The following is a 24,466-nucleotide window of genomic DNA, read 5'->3' as shown; positions in this document are numbered from 1 at the left end:
CGCGCGCTCAGCCGGGGGGTTTGGCCGCCGGTGCGCGCACGACCATCGGGACCGCGGGGAAACACCACGCCATCTCCGAGCGCGACTTGCGCAGGGCAGCGGTGCCGTAGCCCCGCTTGCGGTAATCGGGGTGAATCCAGATCCGCACGTTGACCTCGCCGCGGACCAGCTCGCCGAACACCATGCCGACCTTCTGGCCGGAGTCGACGGCCACGAACCACGCGGCCTCCTCGTCGTCGACGCGCCCGAGGGCCGCGCTGATCTCGTCGTCCAGGCTGCCGGCCGGCCCGCCCGAGCCGTCGCCGGCCGCGCCGATCTCCTCGGTGCGCACGGCGAAGATGTCGCGGTCGGTGGCGGCGGAGAAGGGCCGCAGCTCCAGGGTCTCCCCCGAGCTCGCCGGGCGCTCGCCCAGGGTGAAGCTCAGCTGCTTGTTGAGGTCTTCGAGTTCGGCGAGGATCTTGCGGCGCGAGTCGATGGTGAGTTGATCGAACGACATGCCCATCACCGCCTCGGCGGCCAGGTGGGAGGTGTCGAGCAGCCGGACGATCGCCTCCACCGCGGCCGCCCTGTTCTCTGATTCCACGATGGCGTCGGCGATTTCGTGCCGCCGCTCCACGGCTTTCGACAGGGCGTCGGCGATTTCCCGGCGGGTGGCTTTGCGGTCGTGGTCGGTCATTGCACCAGCCTAGAACGGCGGTGGTGCCACCGCGCCACATCGGCGCTCTGCCATCTGTAGGAAGCGGTGGTAGCGGTCCTCGACCGCCGCCGCCCATACGGGATCGGGCTCGACGACGCGCTCGGTGCGCACCCACCGGGCGGCGTCGGCGATCGTCGTCTCCAGGCCGGCGGCCATGCGGGCGAGGAAGGCGGCCCCCAGCGCGGCCCCCTCCGCCACCGCGGACACCTCGACGGGGCGCCCGGTGGCGTCGGCGATGGCCTGCAGCCACGGCCCGACCCGGGTGCCGCCGCCGGTGGCCACGATGCGCGACACCGGCGCGGCGGACAGTTCGATGAGCTGGCGCACCACGAAGCCCGACGCCTCGTAGGCGGCCCGCCGCAGCGCGGCGGCGTCGTGGGTCAGATCCAGCGCCTCGAGCAGGCCGCGGCGGTCCGGGTCGTGGAACGGGCTGCGCTCGCCGCGCAGGTAGGGCGACCACACCGGTACGCGGCCGGGTTCGACGGCCGTCGGATCCGCTTGCGCCACAACGCGATCCACCCAGCCGAGGAACAGCCCGCCGGCGTTGCTCGCCCCGCCGATCTGACTCTTGCCGGGCGTGGTGTGGGGAATGGTCCACAGCCCTGGCATCTGCCGGGGCTCGGAAATGGTCGTCCACACGATCAGCGTGGTGCCGCACATCACCAGCACGTCGCCGTCGCGGTCGGCGCCGGCCACGATCTGTTCGCACAGCGCGTCGATCGCGCCGGTGGCCAGCGCGGCGCCGCTGCCCCGCACCTCCCCGACGACGGCCCCCATGCTTTCCACCCGCGGCATCTGCTCGATGCGGGCGCCGCGCTCGGCACACGCGGCGGGGTCCCAGCCGGTCCCGTCGAACAGGGGGAACGCCGTGGCGGCGGTGGCGATGTCGATCACGGCGTCGCCGGCCAGCGCGTGGTTGGCCACCGCCGGCGCGGGCCAGTAGCCGGCGGCGTCGGGCTCCTGCGCGGCCGTCCACCGCAGGAACTCCGCCGCCTCGCCGAGCGCGGGCAGGGGCTGCGCGTCCCCGCCGGGGGTGCGGCCCCGGCCGTCGCCGTACAGCAGCCCCGGCGTGATCGGCGTGCCCGTCGCGTCGACGGCGGTCATCGACGGCACCATCGCCGAGACGGCCACCGCCGCGACATCGGTCCGGTCGGCCAGTTCGGCCAGGGCCGCCGACGGCCCCCGCCGCCACGCCTCGTCGGCGTCGTGCTCGAGGCGGTCGGCCGCCGGGACCCGCAGCGCGTGGGGGATGCGCACCCGCGCCGCCACGTTGCCGTCGGCGTCGGCGGCTATCGCCTTGACCGCGGTGCTGCCGACGTCGATGCCGATTGTGACGTCTATGCGTGACACGGGCGTCACCGTACGCCAGCATTGGCATTCGTGACGTCCAAACCGCGCGCCTTGGTCACGGCCCCGATGCGGGGCCCGGGCTTCGCCAAGCTGCGGGAACTGGCCGACGTGATCTATGACCCCTGGATCGAGCAGACCCCGCTGCGCATCTACAGCGCCGAGCAGCTGGCCGAACGGATCGCGAGCGAGGGCGCCGAAATCGTGGTGGTGGAAAGCGATTCGGTGCGCGGCCCGGTGTTCGCCCAGGGGTTGCGCGCGATCGCCTCCACCCGCGGCGACCCCAACAACGTCGACATCGCCGGGGCCACCGCGGCCGGCATCCCGGTGCTGAACACCCCGGCCCGCAACGCCGACGCCGTCGCCGAGATGACGGTGGCGCTGCTGCTGGCCGCCACCCGCCACGTGCTGCCCGCGGACGCGGATGTGCGCAGCGGCAACATCTTTCGCGACGGCAGCATCCCCTATCAGCGTTTCCGCGGCGGCGAGATCGCGGGGCGCACCGCCGGGCTGGTGGGCCTGGGCGCCGTCGGCCGCGCCACCCAGTGGCGGCTGTCCGGGTTGGGCCTGCGGGTCATCGCGCACGACCCGTACAACCCCGACGCGCGCCACAGCCTCGACGAGCTGCTGGCCGAGGCCGACATCGTGTCGCTGCACGCGCCGGTCACCGATGACACGGCCGGCATGATCGGCGCCGGGCAGTTCGCGGCCATGCGCGACGGCGTGGTCTTCCTCAATACCGCCCGCGCCCAGCTGCACGACACCGACGCGCTCGTCGACGCCCTGGTCGCGGGCAAGGTGGCCGCCGCCGGCCTGGATCACTTCGCCGGCGAATGGCTGCCGGCCGACCATCCGCTCGTGGGGATGGCAAACGTCGTGCTGACCCCGCACATCGGCGGCGCGACCTGGAACACCGAGGCCCGGCAGGCGCAGATGGTGGCCGACGACCTCGAGGCGCTGCTGAAGGGTGACGCGCCCGCCCATCTCGTCAACCCGGAGGTACTAGGCCCATGAAATTCGTCGAGAACGCGGAGACCGCGGTGCTGGACGCGGCCAAGGACATGCTGCGCCGGGGCCTGGTGGAGGGCACCGCCGGCAACATCTCGGCGCGCCGCGCCGACGGCAACATCGTCATCACCCCGTCTTCCGTCGACTACCGCGACATGCAGCTCGACGACCTCGTGCTGGTCGATCCGGGCGGCTCGGTGCTGCAGGCGGCCGATGGCCGGTCGCCGTCCTCGGAGATGCAGTTGCACCTGGCCTGCTTTGCCGCGTTCGACGACATCGGCAGCGTCATTCACAGTCATCCGGTGTGGGCGACCATGTTCGCCATCGCCCACCAACCGATCCCGGCGTGCATCGACGAGTTCGCGGTGTATTGCGGCGGGGACGTCCGGTGCACCGATTACGCCGCGTCCGGGACCGCCGACGTGGGTACCAACGCGGTCGCCGCGCTCGAGGGCCGCGCCGCCGCCCTGATCGCCAACCACGGCCTGGTGGCGGTGGGACCGCGGCCCGACAAGGTTTTACATGTCACCGCGCTGGTGGAGCGCACCGCCCAAATCGTTTGGGGCGCACGCGCTCTCGGGGGGCCGGTGCCGATCCCCGAGGACGTCAACAAAAACTTCGCCGCGGTCTACGGTTATCTGCGGGCCAACGCCTGATGCGGCGGTTCCGGCTCGGCCGCGCCACCCTGGCGCGGGTAGTCGAACTGCGATTCTCGTTGGGCGCCAAGTCTTTTCCCCATATCCCGCCGTCGGGGTGGCACGACAATGCCGACCTGCTGGTGCCCGACTTCTTCGATCCCGACACCGATCAGTGGCACATCGCGATCCAGAGCTGGGTCATTCAGGTCGACGGCCTGACGGTCATCGTCGACACCGGCGTCGGCAACGATCGGCTGCGCCCGCACATGCCGCCCTTGGACCACCTGAACACGGCGTTCTTGGCCGCGCTGCGTTCGGCGGGCGTCGAGCGCGACGCCGTCGACGTGGTGGTCAACACCCACATGCACTCCGACCACGTCGGCTGGAACACCATGCTGGACAACGGCACCTGGGTGCCGACGTTCCCCAACGCCCGGTACCTGCTGCCCGCCGCCGACTATCGCCACTTCGAACCCGACGGGCCCGCCGCGCGGCGGTCGCCGCGCACCGAAGCCGAAGCTGCCCAGCAGCGCGGCGACCAGCTGGTGTTCGCGGACAGCGTGTTACCCATCGACGCTGCGGGGCAACTGATCCGGTGGTCGGACGACTACGCGGTCAGCGATTCGCTGCGGCTGCGGCCCGCCCCCGGGCACACGCCGGGCTCCTCGGTGCTCTGGCTGGACGCGGGCCAACCCGCGGTCTTCGTCGGTGATCTCACCCACAGCCCGTTGCAGGTGCGTCGCCCCGGCGACGCGTGCGCCTTCGACATCGACGCCGCCGCGGCCGCAGTGACCCGCCGCCGCATCTTCACCGAGGCCGCGCAGGCGACAGCGACGGTGATACCCGCGCACTACCCCGGCCGCGGCGGCGCGACGATCCGCGCGCTCGGCGACGAATTCGAAGTCGGTGAGTGGCTGGACATTCCAGCCCTGTGACGTGCGAGGTCACCGCTGATCGATCGCCACCTTGACCGCGCCGCTCTCGCCCTGATCGGCGAGCGCCCAGAAAGCGTCGCGCCACCGCGCCAACCCGAAGGTATGGGTGAGCATGGGACGCAGGTCGACGCGTCCGGCGCCGGCCAGGTCGAGGTAGTGGGCGATGGCGTGCTTGCGCTGCCCGTCGACCTCCTCGACGCCGAAGGCGTTGGAGCCCACCAGGGAAACCTCTTTGAAGTAGAGCGGGCTGTCCTCCCAGCGGCCGGGCGCGTGCACGCCGGCCTTCACCAGGGTGCCCCGCGAGCGCAGGACCCGGACGCCCACCTCGAAGGTCTCGGGCTTTCCGATCGTGTCGTAGACGACGTCGACCGCGCCGGGGTGGGCCATCGGCAGGCCCAGCAGCGGCCGGCGCAGCCGGCCACCGCCCCACGCCACGAGCTCCTCGATGAGGTCCGAACGCGGCTCGTGGGCAAGGACTTTCGCGGCGCCGAACCGGCGGGCCAGCTCGGCCTGGGCACCGAAACGGGCTATCACGGCCACGGCCACGTCGGGATACAGCGCCCGCAGGATCGCGACCGCGCACAAACCCAGCGAGCCGGCCCCGTACACCAGCACCGGGCCCGTATCGGGCGGAGGGTGGCGGGTGACCGCGTGCAGGGACACCGAGAACGGGTCGGCGAACACGGCCGCCTCGTCGGGGATCGAGTCCGGAACCGCGAACAGCATGCTGTCGTGGGCGGGCATCAATTCGGCGTAGCCGCCCGTCACGTCGGCCGAGACGCCGGTGTGGATGCCGGGGCTCAGGGCGCCGTCGGTGAAGCTCCAGCACAGGCTGTAGTCGCCGGCCTGACACGCCGGGCAGGGCGGCGCGATGCCCCGCGGCCCGCAGGACAGCCACGGGTTGAGCACCACCCGCTGCCCCACCTGCAGGCCGCGCGCCCTGGGGCCCAGCGCCACCACGTCGGCCACCACCTCGTGGCCCAGGACTTGCGGGAACGAACAGAACGCGGACATGGCGTTGTCGGCGTCGCCTTCGCCGAAGTCCATCAGGATCTGCTTGGAATCCGACCCGCAGATGCCGGTCAGCCGCGGCCGGGTGAGCACCCAGTCCTCCTGCGGCAGTTGCGGATCCGGCACCTCGCGCAGCGCGGTCGGGGTGCGGGCCAGGTTCTGGGTGAGCGCGTTGGCGCGCTCGGGCACCTCGAAGGGCTCCGGTGGCACGCCGTAGACCAGCGCCCTCATGGCGCCGCCAGCCCCGCCGCCCCGGCGATGAACGCGTCGAGGTCGGCGTTCTTGGCGTCGACGACCGGTTTCATGTCCGGCACGTAATGCTCGAAGCCCTCGGTGCCCAGGGCGGCGAGGATGCCGTCGGCCACCTCGTCGGCGGAAACCTTGGGACCCCGGTAGAGGGGTTCCTCGCTGCCCGGGTGATCCCAGATCTCCGTGTCCACCGGGCCGGGCTCGATCAGCTTCACCGCGATCGGTGTGCCGTGCAGGTCCACGGCCATCGCCTCGCTCCAGCCACACAGCGCGAATTTGCTTGCACAGTAGGCGCTTTCGTGGATTATCCCGAGCCGGCCGCCGACACTGGACACGTTGACGATCATGCCCGATCCCCGCTCGCGCATCCGCGGCAACAGGGCCAGCGTCAGCCGCATCGGGGCGAAGAAGTTGACCCGCATGACCTCTTCGACCTCGTCGGGATCCAGCGCGGTGACCGGGCGCCGCTTCGGGACGGCCGCGTTGTTGATCAGCACGTCGATGCCCCCGAGCGTGTCCCAGGCGGTCGCCGCCAGGTCACGCAGCGCGGAGGTGTCGGCCAGGTCGGCGACCCACATCGCCGATCCCGGGGCGGTACGCCGGCAGTCGGCCAGGACCTCGGCCAGCCGATCCCGGCGGCGCGCGACCAGCCCGACCACTGCGCCACCGCCGGCCAGCCGCCGGGCCAGGGCCGCGCCCAGACCCGACGAAGCGCCCGTGATCAGCACCCGCTCGTACGCCATCAGTAAAGGTTGCCGCGAATCGCGGGAAGCGTACAGTGGGGGAAGCTTGTTATATCGGCTAAATATTAGATTGACTACCTCCGATAGGGGCACCACCATGACTTCCACCAGGTACGAGGGCGACACCTGGGACCTCGCCTCCAGCGTCGGCGTGACCGCCACCATGGTCGCGGCGGCCCGGGCGATGGCCACCCGCGCCGAGAGCCCGCTGATCAACGACCCGTTCGCCGAGCCGCTGGTCAAGGCGGTCGGAGTCGACCTGCTCTCCCGGCTGGCCAGCGGCGAGCTCGACCCGGCCGAGCTGAACGACGTCCACGACGGCGCCGCCAGCTCCGCCGGGGCAATGTCGCGGATGGCCGACAACATGGCCGTGCGCACCAAGTTCTTCGACGAATTCTTCATGGACGCCACGAACGCGGGCATCAAGCAGGCGGTGATCCTGGCCTCCGGGCTGGACGCGCGGGCCTACCGGTTGGCGTGGCCGGCCGGGACGGTGGTCTACGAGGTGGACCAGCCGCAGGTCATCGAATTCAAGACCCGCTCGCTGGCCGAGCTGGGCGCCGCCCCCACCGCCGAGCGGCGCGTGGTGGCCGTCGACCTGCGCGACGACTGGCCCACAGCGCTCAAGGACGCCGGATTCGATCCCGCCCAGCCGACGGCGTGGAGCGCCGAGGGCCTGCTCGGCTACCTGCCGCCGGAGGCACAGGATCGCCTGCTGGACACCATCACCGAGCTCAGCGCGCCGGGCAGCCGGCTGGCCACCGAGAGCGCGCCCAACCCCGCACCCGGCGACGACGAGAAGCTCAAGGAGCGCATGCAGGCGATCTCCGAGCGCTGGCGCGCGCACGGCTTCGATCTCGACATGGCGGGGCTGGTCTACTTCGGCGACCGCAACGAGGCCGCCCCCTACCTGGCCGCTCACGGGTGGCGCCTGAACAGCGCCAGCATCCGGGATCTGTTCGCCGCCAACGGGCTTGACCCGCTCGGCGACGACGACATGCGGATGGGCGAGATGCTCTACACGAGCGGCACCTATGAGTGAGGGGCGCGCCGAGGGCGACAGCTGGGGGCCGGCACACAGCGTGGGGGCGACGGCGACCATGGTCGCCGCGTCCCGCGCGGTCGCGTCGAAGGGTCCCGACGCGCTGCTCGACGATCCGCTGGCCGACCCGCTGGTCCGCGCCGTCGGCCTGGATCCCTTCATCCGGATCATCGACGGCGAGATCGACTTCGAGGACGACCCGCTGTTCAACCGCCGGGCGCGGGCCGAGCAGATCACGGTGCGCACCAGGTTTTTCGACGACTTCTTCCTGGACGCGACGAACGCGGGCATCAAGCAGGCGGTCATCCTGGCCTCCGGCCTGGACACCCGGGCCTACCGCCTGCGGTGGCCGGCGGGAACCGTGGTCTACGAGATCGACCAGCCCGACGTCATCGCCTTCAAGACCGACACGCTGGCCGGCCTCGGCGCCGCCCCCACCGCGCAGCGCCGCACGATCAGCATCGACCTGCGCGACGACTGGCCGGCGGCCTTGCGCGACGGTGGTTTTGACGTCACCCAGCCGACCGCCTGGAGCGCCGAGGGGCTGCTGCCCTACCTGCCGCCCGAGGCGCAGGACCGGCTGTTCGACAACATCACCGCGCTGTCCGCGCCGGGCAGCCGGGTGGCGACCGAACACGTGCCCGACCCCGACGCGTTCTCCGACGAGCGCCTGCGCCGCATCTCCGAGCGGTGGCAGCGCTTCGGCTTCGACCTGAATGCGGCCGACCTGTTCTACCGGGGCGAGCGCAACGTCGTCGTCGACTACCTGAACGGCCATGGCTGGCAGGTGAGCGCGCATCCCGCCCGGGAACTATACGCCCGCAACGGGTTTGAGTTTCCCGAGGACGAGATGGCGGCCACCTTCGGTGAGCTGAGCTACGTCGCCGCGACGCTCGAGTAAGGTTTTTCCCATGCCACGCACTCACGACGACAACTGGGATCTGGCGTCCAGCGTCGGCGCCACCGCGACGATGGTCGCGGCGGGGCGGGCGATGGCGACGAAGGATCCGCGGGGTCTGATCAACGATCCGTTCGCCGAGCCGCTGGTGCGGGCGGTCGGGGTGGAATTCTTCACCAAGATGATGGACGGCGAGCTCGACATCGATGCGATCGAGAACGCCTCGTCGGTGCGCGTTCAGGCGATGATCGACGGAATGACGGTGCGCACCAGGTACTTCGACGACTATTTCATGGACGCCGTCGGCGCCGGCGTGCGTCAGGTGGTGATCCTGGCCTCCGGGCTGGACGCGCGCGCCTACCGGTTGCCGTGGCCGGACGGCACGGTCGTCTACGAGATCGACCAGCCCCAGGTGATCGAGTTCAAAACCAGCACGCTGGCCGGCATCGGCGCCGAGCCGACCGCCGATCGGCGCACCGTCGGCATCGACCTGCGGGCGGACTGGCCGACCGCGCTGAAGGACGCCGGGTTCGATACGACCGCACCGACGGCGTGGCTGGCCGAGGGCCTGCTGATCTACCTGCCGCCGGACGCCCAGGACCGGCTGTTCGACAACATCACCGCGCTCAGCGCGCCCGGCAGCACCATCGCCACCGAATTCGTGCCCGGCATCGTGGATTTCGACGCCGAGAAGGTGCGGGAGATGTCCGGTTCGTTCCGGGACCACGGCGTGGACATCGACATGGCGTCGCTGGTCTACACCGGCGACCGCAACCATGTCGTGGACTACCTGTCGAGCACCGGGTGGCACGCCGAGGGCGTGACCCGCACCGAGCTTTTCGAGCGCGGCGGGTTCGACGTGCGCGCCCCGGAGGACGACGACCCGCTCGGTGAGATCGTCTTCATCAGCGGCAGGCTCGGCGGCTAGCTAAACCCTAGAGCCGCCAGGGCCCCGCCCACAGCGCGCTGGCGCCGCTGACGGACCGTTCGACGTTGTCCACGATGCCGCCGATGGTGCGGCCCAGCAGCGCCCCCAGCGCGTCGGGCAGCGACGCGGCGGCCGGCTGCGAGGACGCCCGGGGCCGAAGCATGTCCAGCAGCGAACCGCCCGGGTAGGTGACGATGCGCACGTCGGCGTCCTCGTCCAGTCCGGCAAGGATTTTCGCGCGCCGCAGCGCGGTTCGGAACCCGCCCAGCTCGTCGACCAGGCCCCGCTCCAGCGCGTCGGCGCCGGTCCAGACCCGGCCCCGCGCGACCCGGTCGACGGCGTCTTTGGTCAGGTTGCGCCCGTCGGCCACCCGCGCCACGAAGTCGGCGTACAGCAGGTCGGCCTCGGCCTCCCGGTGGGCGCGCTGCTCCGGCGTGAACGGCGTGTCGATCGCCCAGGCGTCGGCGTTGGCGTTGGTGCGCACGGTGTCCGAGCCGACGCCCAGCCGCCCCAGCAGATCACGGATCACCAGCTTGCCGGTGAGCACGCCGATCGAACCGGTGATCGTCGCGGGGCTGGCGACGACCGCGTCGGCCGCCACGGCGATGTAGTAACCGCCGGAGGCGGCGACCGACCCCATCGACGCCACCACCGGCTTGCCCCGTTTGCGGGCCTTTTTCACCTCGCGCCACAGGGTTTCCGACGCGGTGACCGAGCCGCCGGGGCTATTGACGCGCACCACGATCGCCGACACCGAATCGTCGGCGGCGGCCTCCCGCAGCGCCGGCGCTATGGTGTCGCTGCCGACCGTGGAGGTGCCGAACGGCAGGAACTGGGGTCCACCGCGCCCGTCGACGATCGTGCCGTCGACGTTGATGACGGCCACCGTCGGCTTGGTCCGGCGACCGGGCACCGACGGCGCCGGCGGGATCAGCCGCGACCGTGCGGCGCCGGCGTAGCGCGACAGATACAGCCGCGGCGGCGCATTCTCCTCCGAAACATCTTTCACGCCAACCAGTTCCGCGATGCGGTCATAGGCTTCGTCCCGGAATCCGATACGGTCGACCAGGCCCGAGGACACGGCCTCCTCGCGCAACAGCGGGGCGCGATCGGCCAGGGCGTCCAGGGCGGCGGCGTCGAGCTTGCGTGATGTCCCCACCGCTTCCCACACCTGCTCCCGGATGCTCTCGAGCATCCGGGTGACGGCCTCGCGGTGGGCCTCGGTGAAGCCGTGCTCGGTGAAACGGTTTGCCGCGGACTTGTATTCGCCGCGCGCGACGACTTCGGCTTCGATGCCGGCCTTGTCGAACGCGTCGCGTAAAAAGGTGGCGTTGCTGGCGAAGCCGATCAGCCCGACGCTTCCCGCCGGCTGCATCCAGACCTCGCCGAAGGCCGAGGCCAGGTAGTACGACAACGTGCCCGGGTAGGTCTCGGCCCAGGCCAGTGACGGCTTGGCGGCGGTGAACGCGACGATGGCCTCGCGCAGTTCCTGCACCGCGGCCGACGGCGACGCCGTCAGTTGCACGCGGGCGATCAGCCCGGCGACCCGCGGATCCTCGGCCGCCCGGTAGATGGCGGACACCGTGTCGCGCAGCGACACCGGACGGCTCCCACCGGTGATCATCGCCAGCGGGTCGAACCCCGACGTCTCCGGCGGCATTGAGCGCAGATCCAATTCGAGCACGCAGCCGTTGGGCACGCCGTGATGACGTGCGGTGTCGACCCGGTCGGCCAGCGCGCGCACCTCGTCCGCGCCTTTTGACAAACCGGGTATCGAGGGCAGGAAAGCGAACATGCCTGCAGACTACCGACCGGCCACCGTACGGTGGTCCGGTGAGGTTTTCCATCGCCATCCCGCAGTTCGACTACGAGACGTTCGACGCGGCGGGGCTGCGGTCCTTTCTCACCCGCGCCGAGGAGCTCGGGTTCGAGGGTGGCTGGGTGCTCGAACAGATCATCGGACCCGCGCCGCTACTGGCCCCGATGGAGCTGCTGGCCTATTGCGCCGCCTGCACCGAGCGGCTGCGCCTGGGCGTCGGCGTGCTGGTGACGTCGCTGCACGAACCGCTGCAGCTGGCCTCGGCGATCACCGCCGTCGACCGGCTCAGCCACGGCCGCCTCGACGTGGGTGTCGCCCCCGGTGGCGGGCGGCGGAAATTCGCCGCCTTCGGCGTGGACAAGGACACCTTCATCTCGTATTTCACCGAGGGCCTGGAGCTGATGAAGGCCGCCTGGTCCGACGACCCCCGGGTGACGTTCCACGGCCGTTTTCGCGAGGTCGACGACCTGCCCGTCGCGCCCAAGCCGGTGCAGCGACCGCACCCGCCGATCTGGTTCGGGGGCCTCGCCCCGAAGGCCCTGGCCCGCGCCGTGCGGCACGGCGATTCGTTCCTGGGCGCCGGCTCGTCGACCACGGAGGCGTTCGCCGGGGCCGTCGCCGTCGTGCGCCGTGAGCTCGACGCGCAACACAAGGACCCCGCCGGGTTCACCATCGCCAAGCGGGTCTACCTGACGGTCGACGACGACGCCGCCAGGGCGCGGGAACGCGTGCTCGCCGGGCTGGATCGCATCTACGGGCGGATGCCCGGCGTGCAGGACGTGCCGGTCTCCGGCACCCCCGACGACGTGGCCCGCGGGCTGCGCGAGGTCATCGACGCCGGGGCGCAGATGCTGTTACTGAATCCCGTCGGCATCGACGCGAGCGAGAACCGCGAGCAGATGGAACGCCTTGCCGCGGAAGTGATTCCGCAGCTGAGTTAGGACAGCTCGGTGGCCGAGCCGCCGGCGGCGGTGATCTTCTCGCGTGCGCTGCCGCTGAACTTGTGCGCGGTCACCTCGACCTTGACGGTCAACTTGCCGTCGCCGAGGACCTTGATCAGCGAGTTCTTGCGAACGGCGCCCTTGGCCACCAGCTCGTCCACGCCGATCGAACCGCCTTGCGGGAAAAGCCGATTGAGGTCGCCGACGTTGACGATCTCGTACTCGGTGCGGAACCGGTTGCGGAACCCCTTGAGCTTGGGCAGCCGCATGTGGATCGGCATCTGACCACCCTCGAAGGTGGCCGGCACGTTCTTGCGCGCCTTGGTGCCCTTGGTACCGCGGCCGGCGGTCTTGCCCTTGGAGCCTTCACCGCGACCGACGCGGGTGCGGGCGGTCTTCGAGCCGCGGGCGGGTTTCAGGTCGTGCAGCTTGATAGTCACTTGGCCTCCTCTACCTCGACCAGGTGGCTGACCACCGCGATCAGGCCGCGGGTCTGCGGGTTGTCCTCGCGGATCACCGAGTGGCGGATCCGTCGCAGGCCGAGGGTGCGCAGGGACTCACGCTGCTTCCAGCGGGCCCCGATGGTGCTGCGCACCTGGGTGATCTTCAGTTGACTGCTCATGGTTGGGTCCCCGAAATCTGCGCCTCACGTGCCGCCGCACTGGCCAGCGCGTCGCTTTCCCGTCGCGCCTTGAGCATTCCGGCCGGCGCAACGTCCTCGATGGGCAGTCCGCGGCGGGCGGCAACCTCCTCGGGGCGCTGCAGCAGCTTGAGCGCGGCGACGGTCGCGTGCACCACGTTGATGGCGTTGTCACTGCCCAGCGACTTAGCCAGGATGTCGTGCACGCCAGCGCATTCCAGCACCGCGCGGGCGGCGCCGCCGGCGATCACACCGGTACCCGGGCTGGCCGGGCGCAGCAGCACCACGCCGGCGGCCGCTTCACCCTGCACCGGGTGCGTGATGGTCCCGCGGATCAGCGGCACCCGGAAGAAGCCCTTGCGGGCCTCCTCGACGCCCTTGGCGATGGCGGCGGGAACTTCCTTGGCCTTGCCGTAGCCGACGCCGACCATGCCGTTGCCGTCACCGACGATCACCAGGGCGGTGAAGCTGAATCGCCGACCACCCTTGACCACCTTGGAGACGCGGTTGATGGCGACGACCCGCTCCAGGTAGTTGCTCTTGTCGCCGTCGCGGTCGCGGCCACGACCGCCGTCGCCGCGCCGACCGCGGCTGTCGCGGTCACCGCGCGAGTCACGGCTGTCGCCGGCGCCTTGTCCGCCGGCGGGCTGCTCCGCCATTATGCGGTCCTTCCAGTCGTGTACACGTTCTCAGTCATCAGAATTGCAATCCGTTCTCGCGTGCGGCATCGGCCAGCGCCGCGATCCGTCCGCCGTAGGTGTATCCGCCGCGGTCGAAGACCACGCTGTCGATGCCGGCGGCCTTGGCGCGCTCGGCGATCAGCTGGCCCACCCGCACGCTGCGGGCTTTCTTGTCGCCTTGCAGGCTGCGCACGTCGTCCTCGATCGACGACGCGGCGGCCACCGTGGTCCCGTTCTCGTCGTTGACCAGTTGCACGTGAATGTGTCGCGCGGACCGGTTGACCACCAGCCGCGGACGCTGCGGCGTGCCCTCGATCTTCTTGCGCAGCCGGGCGTGCCGGCGCAGCCGAGAGACGCGCCGAGTCGCGGATACGCTCTGCCCCACCGGCTTTCGCGCGGCGGCGCCAGCTTGTGATTGCGCCATGATTACTTACCTGTCTTTCCGACCTTGCGGCGGATCTGCTCGCCCTCGTAGCGCACGCCCTTGCCCTTGTACGGGTCGGGGCGACGCAGACGGCGGATGTTCGCCGAGATCTGGCCGACCTTCTGCTTGTCGATCCCGGTGATGGTGAACTTCGTCGGCGACTGCACGGCGAACGTGATGCCGTCCGGCGCCTCGATCACCACGGGATGGCTGTAGCCCAGCGCGAACTCGAGGTTGGAGCCCTTGAGCTGCACGCGGTAACCGACACCGAAGATCTCCATCTTGGTGGTGTAGCCCTGCGTCACGCCGGTGACCAGGTTGGACACCAGGGTGCGCGACAGCCCGTGCAGCGAGCGGTTGCGCCGCTCGTCGTTGGGGCGGGTGACCACGATCGCGCCATCGTCGTTGCGCGCCACGGTGATCGGCTCGGCCACGGTCAGATCCAGCGTGCCCTTGGGGCCTTTCACCGAGACCTTCTGACCGTCGATCGTTACGTCGACTCCGGCGGGAACCGGAACCGGCTGCTTACCAATACGCGACATCTTTTACCCCCTCACCACACGTACGCGAGGACTTCGCCGCCCACGCCCTGTCGGGCTGCCTGGCGGTCGGTCAGCAGGCCCGAGGAGGTGGAGATGATCGCCACTCCCAGGCCGCCGAGCACGCGCGGCAGATTGGTGGATTTCGCGTACACCCGCAGGCCGGGCTTGGACACGCGGCGCAAGCCGGCGATGCTGCGCTCCCGGCTCGGCCCGTACTTGAGCTGAACGATCAGCGACTTGCCGACCCGAGCATCCTCGGTGCGGTAATCGCTGATGTAGCCCTCGCTCTTGAGGATCTGGGCGATGTTCGCCTTGAGCTTCGAGTGCGGCAACGTCACCTCGTCGTGATACGCCGAATTGGCGTTGCGCAGACGTGTCAAGAAGTCTGCGATCGGGTCCGTCATAGTCATCGAGCGCCACTCCTCTTCATCGCTGCGCTCTGCTTCGTCGCTGTCGCAGTCATCGAGCGCCACTCCTCTTCATCGCTGCGCTCTGCATCGTCGATGTCGCAGTCATGACAGTGTCTGTCACCTTCCTCGCGGTGGTTCCCGGCCCGGGCCTGTCGCGCACTTTTCTGGGTTGGTCTGGGGGTTTGCGCTGTTTACCAGCTGCTCTTTTGCACGCCGGGCAGCTCGCCCGCATGCGCCATCTCGCGCAGGCAGATCCTGCACAGGCCGAATTTGCGGAAGACCGCGCGCGGCCGGCCGCACTTGTTGCAGCGCGTGTAGCCGCGCACCGCGAACTTCGGCTTGCGTGCGGCCTTGTTGACCAGTGCCTTCTTTGCCATGTACTCAGTTCTCCTTGAAGGGAAAGCCGAGGGCCCGCAGCAGCGCTCGTCCTTCTTCGTCAGTCGTCGCCGAGGTGACGACGTTGATGTCCATGCCGCGGACCCGGTCGATCTTGTCCACGTCGATCTCGTGGAACACCGACTGCTCGGCCAGCCCGAAGGTGTAGTTGCCGACACCGTCGAACTGCTTGGGCGAAAGGCCGCGGAAGTCGCGGATACGGGGCAGCGCGATCGAGGTTAGACGGTCGAGGAACTCCCACATCCGGTCCCCGCGCAGGGTGACCCGCGCGCCGATCGGCATGCCCTCACGCAGTTTGAACTGCGCGATGGATTTGCGGGCGCGACGGATCTCGGGCCGCTGCCCGGTGATCAGCGCCAGGTCGCTGACGGCGCCGTTGATCAACTTCGCGTCCCGGGCGGCGTCGCCGACACCCATGTTGACGACGACCTTGGTCACCGTCGGGATCTGCATCACGTTGCCGTAGCCGAATTCCTTGTGCAACGCATCGCGAATCTCGTTGCGGTAGCGCTCTTTCAGGCGCGGCTGCACCTTTTCTGCAGTGGTCATGTCAGATGTCCTTGCCGTTGCGCTTGGAGATGCGGACGCGCTTGCCGGTCTCCTCGTCGACCCGGTAGCCGACGCGGGTCGGCTTGCCGTCCGAGTCGACCACCATCACGTTGGACGCGTCGATCGGGGCTTCCTGGGTGACGATTCCGCCCGACTGGGCTCCGCGCTGGTTGGTCGAAATCGCGGTGTGCTTCTTGATGGCGTTGACGCCCTCGACCAGCACCCGGTTGCGCTCGGGGTAGACCTTGAGCACCTTGCCTTTGGCGCCCTTGTCCTTACCCGCGATCACCAGGACGGTGTCGTCCTTTTTGACCTTCATCTACAAAACCTCCGGAGCCAGCGAGATGATCTTCATGAACCGCTTCTCGCGCAGTTCGCGGCCGACGGGCCCGAAGATGCGCGTCCCGCGTGGGTCGTTGTCGGGCTTGATGATCACCGCGGCGTTCTCGTCGAATTTGATGTAGCTGCCGTCGGGGCGCCTGCGCTCCTTGACCGTGCGCACCACGACGGCCTTGACGACGTCCCCACGCTTGACGTTGCCGCCGGGGATGGCGTCCTTGACGGTGGCGACGATGACATCGCCGATGCCGGCGTAGCGTCGCGACGAACCGCCGAGCACACGGATGCACAAGATCTCCTTGGCGCCGGTGTTGTCGGCGACCTTCAGCCGCGATTCCTGCTGAATCACTCGATCTCCTGACCTGGTTGCGTGTGCACGGCAGGAGAACCCACCTGGGTGAGCATTCGGCGGGCATGACCCACCAAAAACCTGACGTGCGCGGTCTTTGTCACCGAAGGGCACGCGGGGCCGATTCGCACCGGCCGAGGTCTGCCCAAGGCAACCCCTAGAGTCTAGGGGACGACCAGCTCAGAGCCAAATTCCGCTCCGACGGCATCGAGATCAGGAAATTCTGCACCTAGAACGGCGGCGGATCGTCGTCGGGACCGTAGACGGTGGGCCAGGAGCAGGTCGCCGACGGGGCCCGCCGGGCCAGCCGGGCGTCGCGGTTGTGTTTGCGTTCTGCTGCGATGCGGGTGGCGCGGTCTTGGGTGCGGGTGCGGCGGCGTTGGGGCATCATCGCGGTGCGCTGGCCGCAGTGGTTCGGGGGCGGGTCGGCTTCGGGGGCCGCGATCGCGCCGGTGGCCGCGCACAAGCTGGGAAACAACAGCGCGCTGCCCGGGGTGGTCACATAGGTGTGCCCGGCCGGGGAGGTGAAGATCAGCGTGCCATCGGGCAGCTGCTTTTCCTGCCAGCCCCAAAACGTTTTCACCAAATGATGCGTACGGCACAGCGCCTTGAGGTTCGACGCGTGCGTGGGCCCGCCGGCGGCGTAGGGGATGGTGTGGTCCACATCGCAGGCGGTGGCCGGGCGATCACAGCCGGGCCAGCGACACGTCAGATCCCGACACCGCACAAAATCAGCCAGCGCCCGCGAGGGCACATACCCCGCCTCGGGTGGCGCATCGGCGGGATGGGTCAACGGCACCAGTGTGGCCGAGGCCGCCAGCTCGGCGAGCACCTCCGGCGGAATCAATCCCTCGGCGCCGACCTCGACACCCGGAGTGGATGCGCGACCCTCCAGCACCGCGTGTTCGCCGATCACATGGACAGTCACCGGGCCCGCGGCCCGCCCCCCGGCCGCACAATCCGCGCGCCCGCAGCGACACCCCAGCCGATCGGCGTCGGCGGCCAACGCCCCCAACGCATCAGCGCGGCACTGCTCGCGAGTCCGTGGGTCATGGGCACACACCGTGGCCGCCAACCCATCCAGGCGCCGATCCAGGGCATGGGCATCCGGGGCATACAGGGTGGCCTCCAGATGCGCCAGCCCATCACCCATGTCGGCCATCCACACCTGCCGGCCGGCCGCGCGCTCCTGGCGCCGCCGCACCGCATCCACATCAGCCTTGGCCACGACCTTGTCGACCTGGGCCGCCAACCGGCCCTGACTCAACGACGGCCACCGGCCCACATTGGCCGCCAACACCGCGTCCACCGAACGCAACACCTCGAGGTCGGTAATCAGATCCGTGCGGAACACGATCGTCTGAAACATCCGATAATCGATATCCCCCGCGCCAAACACCGCCCCCACCAGCGGCAACCGCTCCCGCATCGCCCGGGCATAGCGCACCCGACTCGCGGCCAACCCCTGGCCGATCCGCAACTGCGCGCCCACCTCCGCAGCCACCGCCGCCTCGGTGTCCACCGCCCACTCCTCGGTCTCCGCACAGCGCGAGAGCCGGTAAGCAAACAACTCCCCGATCGCCACCAACTGCGCCGCGGCCGCCCGATTCTCCACCCGCGCCACAACCCCGAGGTGCTCCAACAACGCCGCCGACTCCCGCGTCGACGACGGATGACACCGCTCAACGAGCTCATCAAGCTCCGCGATCACCGCACGCCGCCGCACCTCATCGAACATACGTTCGACTATGCCACAGGCAACCGACAACCGCCCGGCCTAGCCTGACCGCGAATCCGCCACGCAGCGAAACCCGATGTGGGTGGTCGCGGAGTCCTGCGATTGCGGGGACCGGGCCGCCGGCCGGTATCGGTGGCAGTACTCCGGCGCGCACAGGTGGCTGCCGCCCTTCAACGTCTGGCTGACGGATGGGTCGGCGGGGCCCGGCGGGGTGCAGCAGGCCTTGGGCGCCGAATCGAGCCGGTGGTGCGGCGAGAATTCGGTGGCGGTCCATTCCCAGACGTTGCCGATCATGTCGATAAGGCCGAACGCGTTGGGCGCAAACGTGCCGACCGGCGAGGTCCCCACCCAGCCGAGCGCCCCGTCATTGCGGTAGGGGAAGCTGCCCTGCCAGGTGTTGGCCATCAGCCGGCCATCGCTGGTGACCTCGTCACCCCACGAGTACGTCGTGGTGCTTCCGGCGCGGGCCGCGTACTCCCACTCGGCCTCGGTCGGCAGCCGCCGCCCCGCCCAGCGCGCGTAGGCGGCCGCGTCGGGGTAGGCGACCTGCACCACCGGGTGATCGCCGCGGTCGGCCACGTCGCTGTCGGGCCCGAACGGATGACGCCAGCTCGCGCCCGGCACCCACCGCCACCACTGTCGCCAGTCACGCAGGTCCACCGGCCCCGGCGTCGGCCGGAAAACCATTGCGCCCGGGCACAGATCGTCGGGATCCGCACCGGGGTACAGCGCCGGGTCGATCGGTTGCTCGGCCACCGTGAGATACCCGGTGGCGTCGACGAATTCGGCGAACTGCGCATTGGTCACCGGGTGCCGTTCCACCGCAAGGGGACCCACGGTGACCGTATGGATCGGCGCCTCTTCCGGGTAGAAGCTGGTCGAGCCCATGCGGAATGACCCGCCGGGGAGGTCGACCAGTTCGCTCAGCACCAGTCCAGGGTATGACGAACCCTGCTCGATCGATCCAGGCGTCGCCGGCGCTCGCTCGCGCGGCCGCGTCAGTCGCGCGAAAAGGCCAGCGCGATCTCGGTTTCCACGTCCCGATAGGGCCGGCCGGACAGGTCGACGGTGACCTGTGCGATGGTCCCGCCGGTGAACGCGAACGGCGCCTTGAAGCGACTGGACACACCCGACCCGCCGTTGCGACCGACGGTGATGCCGGCGCCCGCCAACCCGAAGGTGCCGGGGTGGGTGCTCACCCCGGCGAGCGTGCCGACAACCTCGTCATCGATGAACAGCGTCACGTCACCGAGCGGCGTATGACTGTTTTCGACCGTGCCGGTCCGCGAATAGCTGGCGCCGAACAGATGCCTGCCCAACGGCACGGCCTGCGCCGAGGAGACCTCCTGCTGGCGCTCGCCGAGGAAGTTGTACACGTAATGCAGCCGCCCGTCCTGGATGAACAACACGTGCCCGCCGTGCGCGCCGCCCTGCTTGAACAGCACACCCTCGGCGCCGGTGGTATCGATGGTCACCTCGGCCAGCACCGAAAACGAGCGGCCGCGGATCTCGGCGGCCGCGCCGATGCTCACGTCCGCGCAATCGGGATAGTAGACGTAGCTGGACCGTTCGCCGACCAGATACGGCCGCGAGCGCCCCAGGGTCTCCAGGATGTTGAAATCCGAGAGGGGCAGCCCGTTGTACTTGGCGGCCTCCGAGAACCACAACGCCTTGAGTTCCTCGAGTTTCTCCGGCTTTTGGGCCGCGAGGTCGTGGCACTGGCTGCGGTCGGCCTCGATGTGGAACAGCTCCCAGCGATCGGCGTCGAAATGCGACCAGCCGGCCGGTGTGGCCGCGTGCACGGTGTTGGCGAACCAGCCCTCGTGCCAGATCCCGCGGGTACCCAGCATGGTGTAGAACTGGGTGCTTTTGCCGGTGGTGGCCTTCGGATCGTCAAGTGCCGCTTTGAAACTCACGCCGTCCAGTGGTTTCTGTGCGATGCCCTTGACGGTTTGCGGCGGCGTCAGGCCGAGCAGGTCGTAGACGGTCGGCGTGATGTCGCAGACGTTGACGTAGTTGTCGCGGACCTCGCCGTGCGCGGCAATCCCGTTGGGCCAGGAGATGATTGCGGTGTCGGCGATCCCGCCCTCGTGGGAGGCGTAGCGCTTGTAGAGCTTGTAGGGCGTGTTGAATGCCATCGCCCACCCGATCGGGTAGTGGTTGTAGGTCTGCGGCCCGCCGAGATGCTCGAACAGCTTCATGCTTTCTTCGACCGTGTCGATGTAGCCGTTGAAGAACTTGCCCTCGTTGACCGATCCGTTGGGCCCGCCCTCGCCGCTGGCGCCGTTGTCGGAGATCACCACGATGATGGTGTTGTCGAGCTGACCCGATTCCTCGAGATAGTCCAGGATCCGGCCGATCTGGGCGTCGGTGTAGCTCAGGAACCCGGCGAACACCTCGGCCATCCGGGAAAACAGCCTCTTCTCGTCGTCATTCAGGGAATCCCAGGGTTGCACCGTGTCCTGCAGGGGCCACTCCTGGCCGTCGGGACCCTTCACGTCGAGGTACGGGTTGACCGGCGACAGTTCGGTGTCGCCCGGCACGATGCCCATCGACTTCTGCCGCTCCAGCACGATCTCCCGGTAGCGCTCGTAGCCCATGTCGAAACGGCCGGCGTAGTGGTCGGCCCATTGCTTGAAGACGTGATGCGGCGCGTGCCCGGCGCCGGGGCACACGTAGGAGAACCACGGCTTTTCCGGCGCAATCACTTTGGCGTCGCGGATGAATTCGATCGTCTTGTCGGCGAGGTCCTTTGACAGGTGGTAGCCGTCCTCCGGGGTGGCCGGCGGGCTGACCGGATGGTTGTCGTACACCAGGTCGGGATACCACTGGTCGGTCTCCCCGCCCAGGAACCCGTAGAACCGTTCGAAGCCGCGCGAGAGCGGCCAGTGCCGCTTCGTCGACGCCAGGTTCGATTCCTCCAGCGGCGTCAGGTGCCACTTGCCCACGCAGTAGGTGTTGTATCCCGCCTCGGCGAGGGCCTCGGACAGCAGGGCGGTGTCGAACGGGATGCGACCGTTGGCGTTGGGGAAGCCCTCGGTGAACTCCTCGATGGTGGCCATGCCGACGGTCGTGGCATTGCGCCCGGTGAGCAGCGACGCCCGGGTCGGCGAACACAGCGCGGTGGTGTGAAACTGCGAAAGCCGGACGCCGCGTTCGGCGATGCGCGACATGGCCGGCATCTCGACCAGGCCGCCGAAGCAGTCCCAGGTCGCGATGCCGGTGTCATCCCAAACCAAATAGAGGACGTTCGGTGCATCCTGCGGCGCGGTCGGCGCGGCGTAGGGACCCCAATCCGGTTCGGAATCGCGGATATCGAGCTCGATCTTGCCGTTGAAGGCTCGCGAGTCAGTGGACATGCGCCGAGCGTAACGTGGCCGCGAACTTTCCGCGTTTTTTCGCAGCGGCGTTACGTGCGGGTAGCAAAACGCCCGAGACGATCACGTCCCGGGCGTTTCGATGTCGCTCGATGCCTTACTTCGCCTTTTCCAGAATCTCGACGAGCCGCCAGCGCTTGGTCGCCGACGTCGGGCGCGTCTCCATCAGCGAGACGCGGTCGCCGATCCCGGCGGCGCTGTTCTCGTCGTGCGCCTTGACCTTCTTGGTGGTCCGGATGATCTTGCCGTACAGCGGGTGACGGACGCGGTCTTCCAGTTCGACCACGATGGTCTTCTGCATCTTGTCGCTCACCACGTAACCGATGCGCATCTTGCGGCGGCCACGCACCTTCGGGTTCGCGGGAGTGTGCTTGGGGCCCTTGTCCTTCGACGCGGCTTGGGCTGCGGCGGCCTTCTTGGGGGCGGCCTTCTTGGCTTCTGCCATCACGATTCCTTACCATCCGGCCCGGAAGCCAGGCCCAGTTCTCGTTCGCGCAGCACGGTGTAGACGCGCGCGATCTCCTGACGCACGGTGCGAAGCCGGCGGTTGTTGGTGAGCTGGCCGGTCGCCATCTGGAAGCGCAGGTTGAACAGCTCTTCCTTGGACTCGCGCAACCGCTCGCTCAGCTCCTCGTCGGTGAGCTCGCGCAGTTCGCCCGGCGAAATTCCCACTGCCATCAGAACTGATCCTCTCGAGTCACGATGCGCGCCTTGATCGGCAACTTGTGGATCGCGCGGGTGAGCGCCGCACGGGCGATCTGCTCGTTGGGGTAGCTGAGCTCGAACAGCACCCGGCCCGGCTTGACGTTGACGACCCACCACTCCGGCGAACCCTTACCCGAACCCATCCGGGTTTCCGCGGGCTTCTTGGTCAGCGGGCGGTCGGGGAACACGTTGATCCACACCTTGCCGCCACGCTTGATGTGCCGGTTGATGGCGATACGAGCGGACTCGATCTGCCGGTTGGTGACGTACGCGTGCTCCAGGGCCTGGATGCCGTAGTCGCCGAAGTTCACCGCCGTGCCGCCGCTGGCGATACCGCGCTGGCGGGGGTGGTGCTGCTTGCGGTGTTTAACTCTGCGTGGAATCAACATGATTCAGCTCTCCGTGCTTTGCGGTTCTGCAGCGGGTGCGGCGGCCGCGGCGCCCTCTTCGGCGCTGGCGGCCCGGCCGGCCTCGGTGCTGGTGGCCGTGGTGCCTGAGGCGCCACTGCGGCGCGGGCGGGTGCCCGACGGGCGCTCGCGGCGGGAACGCTCGGCGCCCGCGGGAGCGGCGGCGGCCAGTTCGCGCTTGCCACCGACGATGTCGCCCTTGTAGATCCACACCTTCACGCCGATCCGGCCGAAGGTGGTCTTGGCCTCGTACAGGCCGTAGTCGATGTCGGCGCGCAGCGTGTGCAGCGGCACCCGGCCCTCGCGGTAGAACTCCGAGCGGCTCATCTCGGCGCCGCCGAGACGGCCGGAGCACTGCACGCGGATGCCCTTGACGTTGGGCTGGCGCATCGCCGACTGGATGGCCTTGCGCATCGCCCGGCGGAACGCCACGCGGTTGCTCAGCTGCTCGGCGACGCCCTGGGCCACCAATTGCGCTTGGGACTCAGGGTTTCTGACCTCGAGGATGTTGAGCTGGACCTGCTTGCCGGTCAGCTTCTCCAGGTCGGCGCGGATCCGGTCGGCCTCGGTGCCGCGGCGGCCGATGACGATGCCCGGACGCGCGGTGTGGATGTCCACCCGGACGCGGTCGCGGGTGCGCTCGATCTCCACGTCGGCGATCCCGGCCCGCTCCAGGCCGGTCGACAGCAGCCGCCGGATCGCGACGTCTTCCTTGACGTAGTCCGAGTACTGCTTGTCGGCGTACCAGCGGGACTTCCAGTCGGTCGTGATGCCCAGCCGGAAGCCGTGCGGATTGATCTTCTGGCCCACTAGTCTGAGCCTCCCTTCGCGTCAGAAGTCTCAGACGTCTTGGCTTCGGCTTTCGGTGCGGCCTTCTTCGCGGGCGCTTTTGCCGCGGCCTTCTTGGCGGGTGCCTTGCTGGCCGGCGCCTTGGTGGCCGGGGCCTTCTTGGCGGCGGCCTTGCTCGCCTCGGCGCGGCGGGCCCGGGTCGACTTCGCCGACCGCTGGTCCTTGGCCGGGCGGCTCTCCACCACGACCGTGATGTGGCTGGTGCGCTTGCGAATCCGGAACGCGCGGCCCTGGGCGCGCGGCCGGATGCGCTTGGCGGTGGGGCCCTCGTCGGCGTAGACGGTGGCGACCACCAGGGTCGACGGGTCCAGCCCGTTGTTGTTCTGCGCGTTGGCCGCGGCGCTGGCGATCACCTTGGCCACCGGCTCGCTGGCGGCCTGCGGCGCCCAGCGCAGGATGTCGAGCGCGTCGGCCACCGAGCGGCCGCGCACCAGGTCGATCACCCGTCGCGCCTTTCTCGGCGACACCCGCACGAAGCGCGCTTTGGCCACCGCCGAGGGAAATTCAGTCGTGGTCATCGCCGTTTGGCCTTCCGGTCGTCCTTGATGTGTCCCTTGAAGGTGCGGGTGGGGGCGAATTCACCAAGCTTGTGGCCGACCATCGACTCGGTGACGAACACCGGGACGTGCTTGCGTCCGTCGTGGACCGCGAACGTGTGGCCGATGAAGTCAGGAATGATCGTCGAACGGCGCGACCATGTCTTGATCACCTGTTTGGTGTTCTTCTCGTTCTGCGCGTCCACCTTTTTGAGCAGGTGGCCGTCGACGAACGGGCCCTTCTTCAGGCTGCGTGGCATGTGCTGACT

Annotated in this window: 31 protein-coding genes; 7 read left to right on the top strand and 24 right to left on the bottom strand. The window is 69.2% G+C overall.

Features of this window, described 5'->3' with window-relative positions; translation table 11 throughout:
• Positions 1-7: 7 nt before the first annotated feature.
• Entirely contained in the window at positions 8-676 is a 669-nt protein-coding gene (locus QGN31_RS04030; RefSeq protein WP_008260545.1) for a GNAT family N-acetyltransferase, read from the bottom strand.
• Positions 677-685: 9 nt separating this feature from the next.
• On the bottom strand, positions 686-2,047 hold the full coding sequence (locus tag QGN31_RS04025; RefSeq protein WP_014381102.1) for a xylulokinase: 1,362 nt from the start codon (positions 2,045-2,047) through the stop codon (positions 686-688).
• A gap of 30 nt (positions 2,048-2,077) precedes the next feature.
• On the opposite strand from QGN31_RS04025, the gene QGN31_RS04020 reads away from it, so the two are divergent.
• From QGN31_RS04020 to QGN31_RS04010, 3 genes are read left to right on the top strand one after another with little or no spacing between them, the layout of a single operon-like run.
• Positions 2,078-3,058, top strand: coding sequence for an NAD(P)-dependent oxidoreductase (locus QGN31_RS04020; protein ID WP_041785209.1), 981 nt, complete (start codon positions 2,078-2,080; stop codon positions 3,056-3,058).
• Complete coding sequence (locus QGN31_RS04015; RefSeq protein WP_014381104.1) at positions 3,055-3,708, top strand: L-fuculose-phosphate aldolase; 654 nt, start codon at positions 3,055-3,057, stop codon at positions 3,706-3,708. The genes QGN31_RS04020 and QGN31_RS04015 overlap by 4 nt, the downstream gene beginning before the upstream one ends.
• Positions 3,708-4,625, top strand: a complete 918-nt coding sequence (locus QGN31_RS04010; protein WP_014942882.1) for an MBL fold metallo-hydrolase — start codon at positions 3,708-3,710, stop codon at positions 4,623-4,625. Before QGN31_RS04015 ends, QGN31_RS04010 begins: the two co-directional genes overlap by 1 nt.
• Positions 4,626-4,634: 9 nt before the next feature.
• Here QGN31_RS04010 and QGN31_RS04005 read toward each other — a convergent pair whose 3' ends face one another.
• On the bottom strand, positions 4,635-5,867 hold the full coding sequence (locus QGN31_RS04005) for a zinc-dependent alcohol dehydrogenase (RefSeq protein WP_014381106.1): 1,233 nt from the start codon (positions 5,865-5,867) through the stop codon (positions 4,635-4,637).
• Positions 5,864-6,628, bottom strand: coding sequence for an SDR family NAD(P)-dependent oxidoreductase (locus QGN31_RS04000; protein WP_014381107.1), 765 nt, complete (start codon positions 6,626-6,628; stop codon positions 5,864-5,866). Before QGN31_RS04000 ends, QGN31_RS04005 begins: the two co-directional genes overlap by 4 nt.
• A gap of 97 nt (positions 6,629-6,725) precedes the next feature.
• Here QGN31_RS04000 and QGN31_RS03995 point away from each other — a divergent pair, with 97 nt between their 5' ends.
• Genes QGN31_RS03995 through QGN31_RS03985 form a run of 3 tightly spaced genes read left to right on the top strand, consistent with a single transcriptional unit; the run spans position 6,726 to position 9,496 of the window.
• Positions 6,726-7,670: a class I SAM-dependent methyltransferase gene (locus QGN31_RS03995; RefSeq protein ID WP_014385798.1), complete on the top strand. Its 945-nt coding sequence runs from the start codon at positions 6,726-6,728 to the stop codon at positions 7,668-7,670.
• Positions 7,663-8,571 carry a class I SAM-dependent methyltransferase gene (locus tag QGN31_RS03990; RefSeq protein WP_029383862.1) on the top strand — a complete coding sequence of 303 codons (909 nt, stop codon included), beginning with the start codon at positions 7,663-7,665 and terminating at the stop codon, positions 8,569-8,571. Before QGN31_RS03995 ends, QGN31_RS03990 begins: the two co-directional genes overlap by 8 nt.
• Positions 8,572-8,581: 10 nt before the next feature.
• Positions 8,582-9,496 carry a class I SAM-dependent methyltransferase gene (locus tag QGN31_RS03985; RefSeq protein WP_009951877.1) on the top strand — a complete coding sequence of 305 codons (915 nt, stop codon included), beginning with the start codon at positions 8,582-8,584 and terminating at the stop codon, positions 9,494-9,496.
• A 7-nt stretch (positions 9,497-9,503) separates the two neighbouring features.
• On the opposite strand, the gene sppA is transcribed toward QGN31_RS03985, so the two are convergent.
• Positions 9,504-11,291 carry a signal peptide peptidase SppA gene (sppA, locus tag QGN31_RS03980; RefSeq protein ID WP_014942883.1) on the bottom strand — a complete coding sequence of 596 codons (1,788 nt, stop codon included), beginning with the start codon at positions 11,289-11,291 and terminating at the stop codon, positions 9,504-9,506.
• Between the two features lie 38 nt (positions 11,292-11,329).
• On the opposite strand from sppA, the gene QGN31_RS03975 reads away from it, so the two are divergent.
• Complete coding sequence (locus QGN31_RS03975) at positions 11,330-12,256, top strand: LLM class flavin-dependent oxidoreductase (protein ID WP_014381111.1); 927 nt, start codon at positions 11,330-11,332, stop codon at positions 12,254-12,256.
• On the opposite strand, the gene rplO is transcribed toward QGN31_RS03975, so the two are convergent.
• From rplO to rpsS, 19 genes are all read right to left on the bottom strand, one after another.
• Positions 12,253-12,696 carry a 50S ribosomal protein L15 gene (rplO, locus tag QGN31_RS03970; RefSeq protein WP_008260595.1) on the bottom strand — a complete coding sequence of 148 codons (444 nt, stop codon included), beginning with the start codon at positions 12,694-12,696 and terminating at the stop codon, positions 12,253-12,255. The two genes, QGN31_RS03975 and rplO, sit on opposite strands and share 4 nt — an antisense overlap.
• The gene (rpmD, locus tag QGN31_RS03965) at positions 12,693-12,878 is read right to left on the bottom strand and encodes a 50S ribosomal protein L30 (protein ID WP_009951873.1); all 186 of its coding nucleotides are present in this window, start codon (positions 12,876-12,878) and stop codon (positions 12,693-12,695) included. The genes rplO and rpmD overlap by 4 nt, the downstream gene beginning before the upstream one ends.
• A complete protein-coding gene (gene rpsE, locus QGN31_RS03960) occupies positions 12,875-13,555 on the bottom strand; it encodes a 30S ribosomal protein S5 (protein ID WP_008260606.1) in 681 nt (226 codons plus the stop codon). Before rpsE ends, rpmD begins: the two co-directional genes overlap by 4 nt.
• Positions 13,556-13,592: 37 nt before the next feature.
• A complete protein-coding gene (gene rplR / locus QGN31_RS03955; RefSeq protein WP_008260609.1) occupies positions 13,593-13,961 on the bottom strand; it encodes a 50S ribosomal protein L18 in 369 nt (122 codons plus the stop codon).
• Between the two features lie 41 nt (positions 13,962-14,002).
• Positions 14,003-14,542, bottom strand: coding sequence for a 50S ribosomal protein L6 (gene rplF / locus QGN31_RS03950; RefSeq protein ID WP_008260611.1), 540 nt, complete (start codon positions 14,540-14,542; stop codon positions 14,003-14,005).
• Positions 14,543-14,553: 11 nt separating this feature from the next.
• A complete protein-coding gene (gene rpsH / locus QGN31_RS03945; RefSeq protein ID WP_008260619.1) occupies positions 14,554-14,952 on the bottom strand; it encodes a 30S ribosomal protein S8 in 399 nt (132 codons plus the stop codon).
• A 191-nt stretch (positions 14,953-15,143) separates the two neighbouring features.
• Positions 15,144-15,329 (bottom strand): type Z 30S ribosomal protein S14, encoded by a 186-nt coding sequence (locus tag QGN31_RS03940; RefSeq protein WP_003873499.1) that lies wholly within the window; start codon positions 15,327-15,329, stop codon positions 15,144-15,146.
• A 4-nt stretch (positions 15,330-15,333) separates the two neighbouring features.
• Positions 15,334-15,897 (bottom strand): 50S ribosomal protein L5, encoded by a 564-nt coding sequence (gene rplE / locus QGN31_RS03935; RefSeq protein ID WP_008260625.1) that lies wholly within the window; start codon positions 15,895-15,897, stop codon positions 15,334-15,336.
• Between the two features lies 1 nt (position 15,898).
• Positions 15,899-16,216: a 50S ribosomal protein L24 gene (gene rplX / locus QGN31_RS03930; RefSeq protein ID WP_008260626.1), complete on the bottom strand. Its 318-nt coding sequence runs from the start codon at positions 16,214-16,216 to the stop codon at positions 15,899-15,901.
• Entirely contained in the window at positions 16,217-16,585 is a 369-nt protein-coding gene (rplN, locus tag QGN31_RS03925; protein ID WP_003403649.1) for a 50S ribosomal protein L14, read from the bottom strand. It lies immediately after the preceding gene.
• A 229-nt stretch (positions 16,586-16,814) separates the two neighbouring features.
• Positions 16,815-18,323 carry an HNH endonuclease signature motif containing protein gene (locus QGN31_RS03920; protein WP_201407268.1) on the bottom strand — a complete coding sequence of 503 codons (1,509 nt, stop codon included), beginning with the start codon at positions 18,321-18,323 and terminating at the stop codon, positions 16,815-16,817.
• 39 nt (positions 18,324-18,362) lie between these two features.
• Positions 18,363-19,253 carry a formylglycine-generating enzyme family protein gene (locus tag QGN31_RS03915; RefSeq protein WP_014942910.1) on the bottom strand — a complete coding sequence of 297 codons (891 nt, stop codon included), beginning with the start codon at positions 19,251-19,253 and terminating at the stop codon, positions 18,363-18,365.
• 68 nt (positions 19,254-19,321) lie between these two features.
• A complete protein-coding gene (locus tag QGN31_RS03910; protein WP_014942911.1) occupies positions 19,322-21,682 on the bottom strand; it encodes an arylsulfatase in 2,361 nt (786 codons plus the stop codon).
• Between the two features lie 115 nt (positions 21,683-21,797).
• Positions 21,798-22,145, bottom strand: coding sequence for a 30S ribosomal protein S17 (gene rpsQ, locus QGN31_RS03905; RefSeq protein ID WP_008260801.1), 348 nt, complete (start codon positions 22,143-22,145; stop codon positions 21,798-21,800).
• Positions 22,145-22,378, bottom strand: coding sequence for a 50S ribosomal protein L29 (gene rpmC, locus QGN31_RS03900; RefSeq protein ID WP_043955376.1), 234 nt, complete (start codon positions 22,376-22,378; stop codon positions 22,145-22,147). Before rpmC ends, rpsQ begins: the two co-directional genes overlap by 1 nt.
• On the bottom strand, positions 22,378-22,794 hold the full coding sequence (gene rplP / locus QGN31_RS03895) for a 50S ribosomal protein L16 (protein ID WP_008260803.1): 417 nt from the start codon (positions 22,792-22,794) through the stop codon (positions 22,378-22,380). The genes rpmC and rplP overlap by 1 nt, the downstream gene beginning before the upstream one ends.
• A gap of 3 nt (positions 22,795-22,797) precedes the next feature.
• On the bottom strand, positions 22,798-23,622 hold the full coding sequence (rpsC, locus tag QGN31_RS03890; protein ID WP_008260804.1) for a 30S ribosomal protein S3: 825 nt from the start codon (positions 23,620-23,622) through the stop codon (positions 22,798-22,800).
• On the bottom strand, positions 23,622-24,179 hold the full coding sequence (gene rplV, locus QGN31_RS03885) for a 50S ribosomal protein L22 (RefSeq protein WP_009957089.1): 558 nt from the start codon (positions 24,177-24,179) through the stop codon (positions 23,622-23,624). The genes rpsC and rplV overlap by 1 nt, the downstream gene beginning before the upstream one ends.
• Positions 24,176-24,457, bottom strand: a complete 282-nt coding sequence (gene rpsS, locus QGN31_RS03880; RefSeq protein WP_009957090.1) for a 30S ribosomal protein S19 — start codon at positions 24,455-24,457, stop codon at positions 24,176-24,178. Before rpsS ends, rplV begins: the two co-directional genes overlap by 4 nt.
• Positions 24,458-24,466 lie beyond the last annotated feature (9 nt).

Source organism: Mycobacterium sp. 2-64 (assembly GCF_035918375.1).
Lineage (GTDB): Bacteria > Actinomycetota > Actinomycetes > Mycobacteriales > Mycobacteriaceae > Mycobacterium > Mycobacterium intracellulare.
This window is presented reverse-complemented; position numbering and strand designations above follow the sequence as displayed.